This is a genomic window from Aminobacter sp. SR38, assembly GCF_014843375.1.
Lineage (GTDB): Bacteria > Pseudomonadota > Alphaproteobacteria > Rhizobiales > Rhizobiaceae > Aminobacter > Aminobacter ciceronei.
On the sequence record NZ_CP062112.1, the window covers coordinates 2,487,644 to 2,500,067 of the forward strand.

General features: G+C 64.3%; 13 protein-coding genes. 8 read left to right on the forward strand and 5 right to left on the reverse strand.

Annotation, left to right across the window (positions count from 1 at the left end):
- Position 1: 1 nt before the first annotated feature.
- From IG197_RS12240 to IG197_RS12250, 3 genes are all read right to left on the reverse strand, one after another.
- Positions 2-379 (reverse strand): VOC family protein, encoded by a 378-nt coding sequence (locus IG197_RS12240; RefSeq protein WP_067954878.1) that lies wholly within the window; start codon positions 377-379, stop codon positions 2-4.
- Positions 380-648: 269 nt separating this feature from the next.
- Positions 649-1,716 carry an IS110 family transposase gene (locus tag IG197_RS12245; protein ID WP_031303603.1) on the reverse strand — a complete coding sequence of 356 codons (1,068 nt, stop codon included), beginning with the start codon at positions 1,714-1,716 and terminating at the stop codon, positions 649-651.
- A gap of 194 nt (positions 1,717-1,910) precedes the next feature.
- Positions 1,911-2,603 carry a YafY family protein gene (locus IG197_RS12250; protein WP_067954880.1) on the reverse strand — a complete coding sequence of 231 codons (693 nt, stop codon included), beginning with the start codon at positions 2,601-2,603 and terminating at the stop codon, positions 1,911-1,913.
- 142 nt (positions 2,604-2,745) lie between these two features.
- On the opposite strand from IG197_RS12250, the gene IG197_RS12255 reads away from it, so the two are divergent.
- The 8 genes from IG197_RS12255 to IG197_RS12290 all read left to right on the forward strand — a co-directional run bounded on the left by IG197_RS12255 (position 2,746) and on the right by IG197_RS12290 (position 10,573).
- Positions 2,746-3,855 (forward strand): class I SAM-dependent rRNA methyltransferase, encoded by a 1,110-nt coding sequence (locus IG197_RS12255; RefSeq protein ID WP_192319089.1) that lies wholly within the window; start codon positions 2,746-2,748, stop codon positions 3,853-3,855.
- Complete coding sequence (locus tag IG197_RS12260; protein ID WP_192319092.1) at positions 3,852-4,688, forward strand: RNA methyltransferase; 837 nt, start codon at positions 3,852-3,854, stop codon at positions 4,686-4,688. Before IG197_RS12255 ends, IG197_RS12260 begins: the two co-directional genes overlap by 4 nt.
- Positions 4,689-4,802: 114 nt before the next feature.
- Positions 4,803-5,294, forward strand: a complete 492-nt coding sequence (gene lspA, locus IG197_RS12265; RefSeq protein ID WP_067954885.1) for a signal peptidase II — start codon at positions 4,803-4,805, stop codon at positions 5,292-5,294.
- A gap of 327 nt (positions 5,295-5,621) precedes the next feature.
- On the forward strand, positions 5,622-6,320 hold the full coding sequence (locus tag IG197_RS12270) for an SH3 domain-containing protein (RefSeq protein ID WP_192319094.1): 699 nt from the start codon (positions 5,622-5,624) through the stop codon (positions 6,318-6,320).
- 101 nt (positions 6,321-6,421) lie between these two features.
- Positions 6,422-8,713 carry an ATP-binding protein gene (locus tag IG197_RS12275; RefSeq protein ID WP_192319097.1) on the forward strand — a complete coding sequence of 764 codons (2,292 nt, stop codon included), beginning with the start codon at positions 6,422-6,424 and terminating at the stop codon, positions 8,711-8,713.
- A 201-nt stretch (positions 8,714-8,914) separates the two neighbouring features.
- Positions 8,915-9,745, forward strand: a complete 831-nt coding sequence (locus IG197_RS12280) for a GNAT family N-acetyltransferase (protein ID WP_246765387.1) — start codon at positions 8,915-8,917, stop codon at positions 9,743-9,745.
- Positions 9,746-9,749: 4 nt separating this feature from the next.
- Complete coding sequence (locus tag IG197_RS12285; protein WP_192319101.1) at positions 9,750-10,103, forward strand: MmcQ/YjbR family DNA-binding protein; 354 nt, start codon at positions 9,750-9,752, stop codon at positions 10,101-10,103.
- A gap of 20 nt (positions 10,104-10,123) precedes the next feature.
- Complete coding sequence (locus tag IG197_RS12290) at positions 10,124-10,573, forward strand: SRPBCC domain-containing protein (RefSeq protein WP_246765366.1); 450 nt, start codon at positions 10,124-10,126, stop codon at positions 10,571-10,573.
- Positions 10,574-10,630: 57 nt separating this feature from the next.
- On the opposite strand, the gene IG197_RS12295 is transcribed toward IG197_RS12290, so the two are convergent.
- Together IG197_RS12295 and IG197_RS12300 are read right to left on the reverse strand one after the other, a co-directional pair.
- The gene (locus IG197_RS12295; RefSeq protein WP_192319104.1) at positions 10,631-10,978 is read right to left on the reverse strand and encodes a hypothetical protein; all 348 of its coding nucleotides are present in this window, start codon (positions 10,976-10,978) and stop codon (positions 10,631-10,633) included.
- Between the two features lie 25 nt (positions 10,979-11,003).
- Entirely contained in the window at positions 11,004-12,356 is a 1,353-nt protein-coding gene (locus tag IG197_RS12300) for an NAD(P)/FAD-dependent oxidoreductase (RefSeq protein ID WP_192319106.1), read from the reverse strand.
- Positions 12,357-12,424: the final 68 nt, after the last annotated feature.

Below are 12,424 nucleotides of genomic sequence, written 5' to 3' on the forward strand. Positions count from 1 at the left end.
GCTACACCGCCGCTTCGTCGAGGCAGTAGACACGCAAGCGATGATTGTCAGGGTCGAGCGCGACGAAGGTGCGGCCGAAATCCATGTCGGTTGGCGCCTGCAGGATGTTGAGTCCACGGCCCGCCCAGTCTGAATGGGTCGCATCAACCGCCCCGGGCGATTCCACGGCAAGCACCAGTTCCGCTCCGCCACCCGCTGCGGACGCCGCCGGCTGAGCGGTGCGGCGCGACCACAAGCCGAGCTTGAAACCGTTGTCGAGCACGAACATGACAAAGGTCGGTGACGTCTCCACCGGCTGGCGGCCGAGCAGCTTGGCATAGAAGGCACCGCTGGCTTCCGGCTTGTCGACGTAAAGAATAATGAAGTTGGGGCTGCGCATCGCTGTTCTCCAATGAAAGAACGCAAGGGACAACACGCCTTCAACTGGCGGCTTTTCTTGGGTTCGGTTTCGTTTTGATCGGCGATTTTGCCGATCGGCTAAATCTCTTCCTTCCGCTGGATGGGTGATTTCCCGCCCCTCGGTTCTCGAACCAATCTCCAATACGTGACCTGATGCGTTAGCTTCGGTCACAGAGTGACGTTCGGCTCCCGGTTTCCCATTCTCCTTTATGAGCGCAGCCCAGACCTGCCGGGCTCGCTAGCCAGCGATCAGGACAACCGGGATATTGTCGACGTGCTCTCCATGTTGCTTTCGCCGCGCTGCTCGTAGGCGCGCTGGTCCCGCAGGATCTGGAAGGCGATCGTCAAAAGCTTGCGCGCGATGGCCACACGCGCCTTGTTTGTTCCTCTGATCTTCAGATGTTCGTATTGGGCGCGAAGCTGCGGATCGCTGGCGATGGCAGGAGAAACGGCTTCGACGAAAGCCCAGCGCAGCCACTTGTTGCCTTGCCGGATGATCTTACCGTGGAAGGTCTTGCCGCCGGAGGAATAGGTCGACGGCACCAGTCCGGCATAGGCGGCGAGCTTCTTCGGGTTGCGAAACCGCGATATGTCGTCGATCTCCGCGTCGATCAGTCTTGCAAAGAACTCGCCGATGCCGGGGATCGTCTTCAACAGCTTCACATTGGCATTGGCTTTGGTCATCGCCCGGATCGTCGCTTCCGATTGCTTGATCCTGACATCGATGTCGCCGATGAAGGCAAGACCTCGGTCGATCTGAATGCGGTCGATCTCCGAGACCTTGACCTGCGCAAGTTGAATGCGGCCGGCCTTGCCAAACAGGTCGCCCAGCTTCTTCAGCTGCGCCGTCTGCTCCGGATACCGATCAAACACCGTGACGATACGGTTCTTCGTCATCGTGCGCAGCCGCACATAAAACATTCGCTCGCGTAGCGCGACACGCAGCTCTCGGGCCTTTTCGCCGGGTGCCCAAGCCTCCGGCACCAGGTCGGCTCGCAGCAGATGCGCCAGCACCGTCGCATCGATCTTGTCCGTCTTGATCTTGGCGTCAGCGATCGCCTTGACCTTCAATGGATGGGCGAGAACGACATCATCACAAATGTCGTCGAGCCAGTCGTAGATCACCATCCAGTTGCGGGTCGCCTCGACAACCGCATGGCTATTCTCACGATATCGCTCCAGAAACCCGCCTAGCGACTGGCGGTCGTTCTTCACCCGGCCGGATCTCAGCGTCTTGCCACTGCTGTCCTGTACAACCAGGTGGCTGTAGGATTTGTGGTAGTCGACCCCGATGTGGTATTCATAAGAGGCAGTCATGCTTCCAACTCCCTTATTGAGATCTTCAAAACCCCAATAGGATAAGCCGAAAGGCTGGAAGTGTGACTGTCCCTCTATCATCACCTGCATCTCAGTGATCCGTTCTCTCAGCGGCGGCGACCTCTTTCATGTCACCTCCTTGTTGGATGCGGAGAACCCTAGCCGGCGCCACTGTCAGATTCTGGCAGTGGCGTTCAAAGCTTCCTTGTGGTGTCGAGCGTCGCCCGCCATTCCTTCAGCATGGCGGCGCGGCGGCGCGGATAGCGAGTGTCGATCGCGGCGAGTTCCGAAATGCGGTCGGCGCGAAAGTGGCGAAAATCCTGGCGCATCTCGCACCACGCCACCATGACGCGGACCTTGTCGAAGAAGCCGAGCGCAAAGGGCCAGACGATGCGCCGCGAGCCGGTGCCCGAAGCGTCCTGATAGGTCATCTCCAGCTTGCGCTCGGCGCGGATCGCCTTGCGGATGATGCCGAGATCAGCGCCCTCGCGTGTCGCCTCGGCACTCGGGCCAACCAGAAGGGCCGTGGCGTCAAGCTCCTCGCGCAAATCGTCGGGCAGCACGGCAGCGATCTTGGCGAGCGCATCGGCGGCGGCCGCAGACAGCCTTGTGTCCGGCTGCTTCGCCACCCAGCGCGAGCCGAGCACGATCGCCTCGATCTCCTCGTCGGTGAACATCAGCGGCGGCAGCATGAAGCCGGGCTTCAGCACATACCCCAGCCCCGGTTCGCCCTCGATGGGCGCCCCCTGGCCCTGCAGGGTAGCGATGTCGCGGTAGAGCGTGCGGATCGACACGTCCAGCTCGCCGGCAAGCGTCAAGCCGCTCACCGGCCGGCGGTGGCGGCGCAGGATCTGGATGAGGTCGAGCAGGCGTTCGGAGCGCGACATGATTCTCGGGCGGGTTTGGCAGCACGATAGAGCGGAGACGGCGGCGCCGGAAGGCGGCTGCGAGACGCCCGCGACCGCCCGTCCGGTTGCGGTGTACCGTGGCCTGTGTCAAAAGCGGCCAACCATCCGGAGACGCCGTTCCTTGAAGCATCCGCGCGACAAACGCCGCGACAGCCGCCCGCAGCCGCCCCGCAAGGGCGGTGCCGCTCCCGCACAGACGCGCGACCGCACCGAGCGGCAGCCAGAGCGCAAGCCGGAGCAACGCGCAACCCTGCGCCAGGATCATCAGGCAGAACCAAAGCATCAGGCCGAGCCGAAATCGGAACCGCGCAAGCTTGCCCGCCGCGAAGGCGCACTGCCGGCCGAACGCCTGCCGCTGATCCTCGAGGTTGCGCCGAACGATGACTATGCGCTGCTCGACAGCGGCGACGGCCAGAAGCTCGAACAATACGGCCCCTACCGCATCGTCCGCCCAGAGGGACAGGCGATCTGGCAGCGCGCGCTGCCGGCGAAGGACTGGGACCGCGCCGACGCCGTCTTCACCGGCGACACTGACGAAGAAGGCATGGGCCGCTGGCGCTTTCCGAAGGCGCCGCTCGGCGAAACATGGCCGATGCGTCATGACGGCTTGTCCTACCAGGGCCGTTTCACCTCGTTCCGCCATGTCGGCGTCTTTCCCGAACAGGCGACGCACTGGGACCACATGGCCCGGTTGATCGACGACGCCAAACGCCCGGTCAAGGTGCTCAATTTGTTCGGCTACACCGGCCTTGCCTCGCTGGTCGCGGCGCGTGCCGGCGCCGAAGTGACCCATGTCGACGCCTCGAAGAAGGCCATCGGCTGGGCCCGCGAGAACCAGGAAATGGCAGGCCTTTCCAGCAAGCCGATCCGCTGGATCTGCGAGGATGCGATGAAGTTCGTCGAGCGCGAGGAGCGCCGCGGCAGCCGCTACGACATCATCCTGTTCGATCCGCCGGCCTATGGCCGCGGTCCCAAGGGTGAGGTGTGGCAGCTGTTCGAGAGCCTGCCGGCGATGACCGACATCTGCCGCTCGATCCTGACGCCGAAGCCGCTGGCGGTGGTGCTTACCGCCTATTCGATCCGCGCCTCGTTCTTCGCCATCCATGCCCTGATGCGCGATACCTTCGCCGGCATGGGCGGCACCATCGAATCGGGCGAGCTCGTCATCCGCGAGAAGTCGGCAGGACGGGCGCTTTCGACATCGCTGTTCTCACGCTGGGTGGCCAAATGAGCGAACACCGCACCGGAGCCCCTGGCCGCGTCAAGGAAGTGACCAGCCTGGCCAACCCGCTGGTCAAGGACATCAAGGCGCTCTCGCTGAAGAAATTCCGCGACCAGCAGAACGCCTTTTTGGCCGAAGGCCTGAAGCTGGTGATCGACGCGCTCGACCTCGGATGGACGATCAAGACTTTGATCTTCGCCAAGTCGGCGCTCGGCAATCAGGCAGTCGAAAAGATCGCCGCGCGCACCGTGGCTCTGGGCGGCGACGTGCTCGAAGTCTCGGAAAAAGTGCTGACGGCGATCACCCGCCGCGACAATCCGCAAGCGGTTGTCGGCGTGTTCAGCCAGCGCTTCGTGCCGCTCAAGGACATCAGGCCGAAAGGCAGCGACGTCTGGGTGGCGCTCGACCGGGTGCGCGATCCCGGCAATCTCGGCACCGTCATCCGCACCGTCGATGCGGTTGGCGCCAAGGGCGTCATCCTGGTCGGCGACACCACCGACCCTTTCTCGCTCGAAACCGTGCGGGCGACGATGGGCTCGATCTTCGCCGTGCCTGTTGCCAAGACGCATCCGGATGCCTTCCTCGAATGGCGCAAGAACTTCCCCGGCACCGTCGCCGGCACGCATCTCAAGGGCGCCGTAGACTACCGGTCCGTCGATTTTGGCAACCGCCCGGTCCTGTTGATGATGGGCAACGAGCAGCAGGGCCTGCCCGACAATCTCGCCGATGCCTGCGACAAGCTTCTGCGCATCCCGCAGGCGGGCCGCGCCGATTCGCTCAATCTGGCTGTCGCTACCGGCGTCATGCTGTTCGAAATCCGGCGCGGCGCGCTGAAGCTTTAGTGCATGACCCCAAAAAATCAGTTTCGATTTTTGGAAAGGATCAGGCACGAAATAAAACTGTTACGGCGTCACATGCGTGCCCAGGAGGGTACGCGGCGCTGAAGGAGGCCGCTGTTGAAGCCAGTCGCAGTCTACGGGATCGTCGCAGCTCTTGCCGTGGCACTCGACCAATGGATCAAGGTGCTCGTCGAGGCCAATCTCGTCATGCACGACAAGGTCGACCTGCTGCCGTTCCTGGCGCTCTATCGCACCTACAACACCGGCATCGCGTTCTCGATGTTCTCCAATGTCGGCGACACCGGCCTGATCGTGCTGACGACTGTCGTCGTCGCCTTCGTCACCTTCCTCGCCATCAAGACCACGCCGGCGCAGGTGATCTCGCGCTTCGGCTTTGCGCTGATCGTCGGCGGCGCGCTGGGAAACCTCATCGACCGCACCGTCTACGGCCACGTCATCGACTACATATTGTTCCACACGCCGGTGTGGTCTTTTGCCATCTTCAACCTGGCGGATGTGTTCATTTCGGTGGGCGCAGCGCTGGTGGTGCTGGATGAATTCATCGCCTGGCGGCGCAGCCGCAGCGAACCCAAGGCGGCCGACAAATAGGTCGATCAAGTCACAATACAATATGTGACAGAGCCGTGAGGTCATCCGCAGCTTACCCACAGACTTGACTAAGCGGTTAAGATTTTTTTCACTAAGGTCGCAATCGGGTCCAAGGTCTGCCACAATCGCTCATCATGGTGCGTTTGGTGGACGGGCCGAAAGGTACCGACTGAACTGTCTGGCGGCTACGCGGCGTAGATTTGCGGGTCAAAACGACAGGTGGGGGAGCTCGCTATTCCGAGCACTTGGGGCCTGAGTGGAGAGTTGCTAGTGAAAATGCCCTTCGGGTTGGGCGCAGCCAATCAGCCGCGCTCCGCGATGATGTTTATGAAAGCCGAGCCGGCTTCCTGGCGCGAGAACGCGCCGAACCGCGGCCTGGTTTGCGGTGTATTGGCAATGACCGCCCTGATGAGTGTAACCGCCGTCTCCGCCCTCTTCATCGTGCCTCATATGGGCCAGAACTCGGCCGACACCGTGCAGGAAGCCAGGCAGGTCGAGACCGAGCCATCCAAGGAAAAGATCACCACCATCATCGCCGAGCCAACCGGCCGCAAGAGCCGCGTCGCTTCCGCTGCCAGCTCGATCATCGTTTCGGATGCTGCCGCCGAGGAAGCCTCCGACATGCCATTGGCCGCCGACCCGCGATGGGCGCAGGTGGTCAAGGCGGGCGCAACCCAACCGCTCGAAGCCATGCCGGCCATTCCCGGCGCCGAAAAGGTTATCGCCAAGGACCCGACCGAGACGGCGGCACTCGCGCTGACCGACACCAACGCCAAGACCGATCCGGCCGAAACCGCAGCAGTCAAGGCGATCGACGCCGAGGCGAAGCCTGCCGAGGCCCGCGAGGGCGGCAAGGCTGCCGTCATCAAGCGCTCGGTCAACATGCGCGCCAAACCGCAAAAAGGCGGCGCGGTGCTCGGCGTCATTCCGGCCAAGACCTCAGTCGAACTGGTTTCCTGCACCCAATGGTGCGAAATCGTTTTCAACGGCAAGCGCGGCTACGTTTACAAGAGCTACGTCCAGTAATCGCAGTATTTCCCGGCCGTCCTATTGCTAAAAAGCACGACCGCTAAAATTCGATCTATCTGCCAAAATCTTCCCTAAGCTCTCGGTGCTAGGCTTCCGCCATGATGACGGAATCTGGCACGACGGGAGAAAAGACGACGCAAGGTGCGGCCATCGCCGACACCGATGCCCAGTCGCACCGCCGTATCATCACGCCGCCACCGCTTGCCCCCGCTTTGCCGAAGGAGCCGCCGCGCGGCCTCTATTTCGCGATCATCGTCGCGGTGCTGGTGCTGTCGGGCCTCGCGCATCTGACCGGCGCGCCTGTTTTCATCAGCGCCAGCCTGTTTGCCATCGGCCTCGCCGGCATGGTGCTGTTGTCGCGCAGCCTGGGCGAGCGCGCGCGGGCCGCGGAAGAGATCACCGAGAACGCTTCGCGCAACCGGGCCGAGATCGAGACCCTTGCCGACCGGATGTGGGAGCTGCAGGAAAGCGAAGAGCGCTTCCGCGGCCTCATCGACGCGCTTGGCGATCTTGTCGTCCATCGCGACCGCGACGGTCGCATCGTCTATGCCAACAAGGTGTTCGCCGGACTCATCGGCCAGGACCCGCGCGATCTCGCCGGCCGCACGCTTGCCGAACTCGGCGTCGATGTCGGCGTGGTGCCGGACGCCGCCTTCTCAGACGGCGAATGCCTGAGCTCTACCGATGTCGGCATCCGCTCCAACGGCGTCGTGCGCTGGTTCTCGTGGATCGAGCTTTCGGTGCGCGACAAGGCCAGCAACGCAGTGTCGCACCGGGCCATCGCCCGCGACATCACCGCCCGCAAGCGCGCCGAAGCCGCCCTTATCGGCGCCCGCGAGCGCGCCGAATATGCCAGCCAGGCGAAGTCGCGCTTCCTGGCAACCGTAAGCCACGAGATCCGCACGCCGATGAACGGTATCATGGGCATGGCCAAGCTTCTGCACGACACCGAACTGTCGCCCGAGCAGCGCACCTATGTCGGCGCCGTCTCGACCTCGGCCAGCGCGCTTCTGGCGCTGATCGAGGACCTGCTCGACTACTCCAAGATCGAGGCGGGCCGCTTCGATCCCGAGCCCCAGCCGATGTCGCCGCGCGAGATCGCCGACAGTGTCGTTGAGCTTTTGGCGTCGCGCGCATTCGCCAAGGGCATCGGGCTCGGCTGCCATGTCGCGTCCAACGTGCCGCAGATGATCTCGGCCGATCCTGGCCGCGTCCGCCAGGTGCTGCTCAACCTGATCGGTAACGCCATCAAGTTCACCGACGCTGGGGGCGTCCGGCTCAGCGTCAAGCGGACCGGCGACAACCATCCCGGCAAGATCCGCTTCACAGTGAGCGATACCGGCCCCGGCCTGCGTCCCGAGGACGTCGAGCGCATCTTCGAGGAGTTCGAGCAGGCCGACGGCACCTCGACACGCTCGCATGGGGGCGCCGGGCTCGGGCTCGCCATCTCCAGACGGCTGGTCACCGCCATGGGCGGCACGATCACCGTCACCAGCCAACCCGGCGAAGGCTCGCAATTCGCCTTCGAACTGCCGGCTTTTGGCGCAACCGATACGCCCCAGACCAATGCCGATGCGCTGGCCGGCCGATGTGCCGTCATCCTGTCAAGAAACACCACCGAGGCAGAAGCACTGGCCGAAACCATTCGCGCGCATGGCGGCCGCGCCGACATTGCGGTGACGCCCGAACAGGCCGCCGCATTCGCCGAAGGCTGCAACGCGCTGCTGGTCGACGCCGCGCTCGAGGACAATGACGGCCGTCTGCTCAAGCAATTGCGCGAAACCGGCTTCTCCGCCAGCGAGGCGATCACGTTGATCGCGCCAACCGACCGCGGACTGCTCGGCGAACTGCGCGCCAGCGGTTATGCCACCTTCCTGGCCCGGCCGGTTCGCGGCGAGACGCTGCTGCGGATACTTCTGGCGAATCAGGGCGTGGTACCGGGCAAGCCGCAGCTTGCCAGCCGTCGCGCTGCGGCCAAGCCCGCGAATCATTCGCAGCTTCGCGGCCTGTCGGTGCTGATCGCCGAGGACAACGACATCAATGCCATGCTCGCCCGCGCCGTGCTGGTGAAAGCAGGCCATCGCGTTGACGTCGTCAACAACGGCAAGGCCGCCGTCGAAGCGGTGACGGGCGCCAGCCGCAAGCGGCGCTACGACGTCGTGCTGATGGACATGCATATGCCCGTGATGGACGGATTGGACGCCATTTCGGCCATTCGCAGGCATGAGGAGCAGCATGGCCTGGCTGCCGTGCCGATCATGGTGCTGTCCGCCGACAGCCAGGAAAAAACCCGCCACGCGGTGCTCGCCCATGGCGCCAGCGGCTTCGTCACCAAGCCGCTCGACCCCGATGTCCTGATCAATCTCGTCGAGCAGCGGGCCGCTGCGTGAACTAAATCACGGTGATTTTCCTAGCCGGCTACTCGACGTTGCTTGCCCGCCCAGACTTGCCGCGACAGGTTGATCACGATACTGTCACAATCCTGTAGCACCGACACCGTATCCCCGCGCCAGGAGGGATGGCTCGAAGGAGAATCACCCGTGCATACAGCCTTGCCGGACAGTGACACTCAGAAAGCCAACGGCGCCAAGGTGACAGTGCCTTCCAAACCTTTACTGCCAGGGACACCGCTCGGACGGATCGGGACGCTCGAGGTTCGCCTCGCCCGGGACGAGGCGGAAATCGCCGCCGCCCAGGAAGTGCGCTATCGCGTGTTCTTCGACGAACTCGGCGCCAGGAAGCAGGCGCTGCACTCGATCGAGCGGCGCGACGCCGACCGGTTCGACGACATTTGCGATCACCTGCTGGTCTTCGATACCTCGATCAATGGCCCCGAGCATCGCCGAATCGTCGGCACCTACCGCCTGCTGCGCCAGGAGCGCGCAACGGAGGCGGGCGGCTTCTACTCCGACGACGAATTCGAGCTGAACAAGCTCATCGCCCGCCATCCCGGCCAGCGCTTCCTGGAGCTCGGCCGCTCCTGCGTGCTGCCCGAGTACCGCTCCAAGCGCACCATCGAGGCACTGTGGCAAGGCATCTGGGCCTATCTGAACCGCTATGACATCGACGTCATGACCGGTTGCGCGTCGTTCCACGGCACCGTGCCGGCAGCGCATGCCGAGGCGCTGACCTATCTCGCCCATCACTGCCGCACCAGCGCAGACTGGGACGTGCGGGCAGTTGCCGGACGCTATTGCGCCATGGACCTGATGCCGATCGAAGCAGTCAACGCCAAGTCGGCGATCGCTGCGATGCCGCCGCTGATCAAGGGTTATCTGCGCGTTGGCGCCAAGATCGGCGACGGCTGCGTCATCGACCACGACTTCGGCACGACCGACGTCTTCATCGTCATGCCGGTCAAGGAAATCGGCGCCCGCTACATCAATTATTACGGCGGCGAAACCCAGCGCTTCGCCGCCTAGTGCCATGACCGACGACCTCCGGCCTGCCTTCGACAAGCTGCTGGCTGCGGCCGAAGGACTGGCTGAGGTGGTCGAAGGCACCTCCTACGGCACGCCGTCGCTTCACGTCCGCAAGAAATTCCTCTGCCGCGTCAAGGATGCCGACACGGTGGCGGTGGTGTGCGCGCTCGAGGAAAAGGAGATGTTGATGGAGGCCGATCCGCATCTCTATTTCGAGACCGCACACTACAAGGGCTGGCCTGTAATCCTGGTGCGCATCCACGACATTCCAGCCGATCAGCTGAGGACAAGGCTCGAACACGCCTGGTTGAGGCAGGCACCGAAGAGCCTGCTCAAGGCGCGGCAAGCAGCCGGCTGACGAACAGGGACAAGGCGCAGATGGCAGGCGCTGGTGAACACGGACGGACGGACACGGGATCGCGCCTCATCAAGGCTGCGCCCGACATCATCTACCGGGCGCTGATCGAGCCGCAAGCCGTGGCGAGCTGGCGTCCGCCACAGGGCATGCGCGGCGAAGTCCTGGCCTTCGACGCGCGCGAGGGCGGCACCTTTCGTATGGCCTTCATCTATGAAGACGAGCATGGGCACGGCAAGACCACCGACAATGCCGATGTCTTCGAGGGCCGGTTTGCCGAACTGATGCCTGGCCGCCGCGTCATCGAGCTCGTCGAATTCGAATCGGACGACCCGTCCTTTGCCGGGACCATGCGGATCGTGACGACACTGGAACCGGTCGAAGGCGGCACACGGGTCACCGTCAGCTGCGAAAACGTGCCCCCGGGGCATCAGCGAGGACGACCATCGCGAGGGCATCGCCTCGTCGCTTGAAAACCTCGCGGCCTTCGTCGAAGCCCGCTAAGGGCGCCGGTCGCGCGAGGCATCTGATCAGCCGCAGGTATCGGAAGCGAGATCGTTGACCCGCTGCTCCCTGACAGCGTCGGCGATGTTGGCCATCAGCGCCAGGCAGACCAGCATGCAGGTCCCGGCGACCAGCAGCCGCAACGGTTTTCTGAAATGCCTGCCGTTGAGCACCGCGCCCGCGCCATAGATCGCCAATCCGAGAATGCCGAAGAGCAGCACCGGGCCAGGGCCGTCGCAGTCGATGCCGGCCCCGCCCCAAGCCGTATACTCGTTCGCTGGCATCAGCCCGAACAAGGCGATGGGCAGTGCGACGACAAGGCCCACATAGCCAAGGATAGCTATGAGGCGGCGCGGCTGGTTCTGCCCGGTCATGCCAGCGGCGCCCCGGCGAAGGCGGTCATTGAGGCGTGGGCGGCGCATGCATGGCGCCCGCCGCAGGGGGCCGGCGCAACGCGTCGGCGGTTGCCAGCTCGTCGTCGGCGGCAACGCCGCTCGCGTCGATCTGCGCCTCGCCTTGGGTGATCAGCCGGGCGCCGCGCTGGTTGCGGGCGTGAATCCACAACCAGTTGATGGCGACGCTCAGCCGCGCCCGCGAGCCGATGAGGAAGTAGATATGGGCGATGCCCCACAACCACCACGCCAGCGCCCCTTTCAGCTTGATCCATCCGAAATCGATGACCGCGCGTCGCTTGCCGATCTGCGCCAGGCTACCCTGGTGGCGGTAGCGGAACGGCCGCGGCCCGGCGTCGCCGCGCAGCCGCGCCTTGATGCTGGAGGCGACGTGCTGGCCCTGCTGCTTGGCGGCGGGAGCGATGCCGGGCGCAGGCCTCCCATCCGGCCCGTTCACCGTCACCGTGTCGCCGATGGCAAAGATCTCGGCGTGTCCGGGCACCGTCAGGTCAGGCATGACCTGGAGCCGGCCTGCCCGGTCCGCCGGAGCGCCGAGCCACTCGGCGGCCGGCGACGCGCGCACGCCGGCGGCCCAGATGATCGTCTTCGTCGCCAGCCTGGTGTCGCCATAGGTGACGCTGTCGGCGTTGCAGTCGGAGACGGCGCGACCGAGTTCGACCTCGATGCCGAGCTTGCGCAGCGAGCGCAACGCATATTCGGAAAGGTCGTCGGGGAACCCGCCAAGGACGCGCGGACCGGCCTCGATCAGCACCACCCGCGCCTTGCCGGTGTCGATGTTGCGGAAATCGCGCGGCAGCGTGTCCCGCGCCAGTTCGGCGATCGTTCCGGCCATTTCCACCCCGGTGGGGCCGGCACCGACAATGACGAAGGTCAGCAGTGCCGCCTGCTTTTCCGGATCTGACTCCCGTTCGGCGCGTTCGAACGCCACCAGGATGCGGCGGCGGATGGTCGTTGCGTCCTCGAGCGTCTTCAGGCCGAGCGCAAAGGGCTCCCACTCGTCGTGACCGAAATATGCGTGCCGCGCCCCTGTCGCCAGCACCAGGCTGTCATAGGGTACCGTCTCGCCACCTTCGAGCAGAACGTGGCGCCGTTCGGCATCAACGCCGGTGACGCTGGCCAGGATTGTTGTCACCTCCGGCCTGTTCCAGACCAGCGAACGGATCGGCCAGGCGATCTCGGAGGTGGCCAGCGAAGCCGTCGCTACCTGGTAGAGCAGAGGCTGGAACAGGTGATGGTTGCGCCGGTCGATGAAGGTGATGCTGACTGCTGCGCCTGCCAGCCCCTTGACGACCTCAAGCCCGCCGAAGCCGGCGCCCACGACCACCACGCGATGCTGCATCTGACCTGTCCTCTGCTTCGTCGGCACATAGTAGAACCGGCGCCGCGGACAGGTATAGAGCCAGCTTT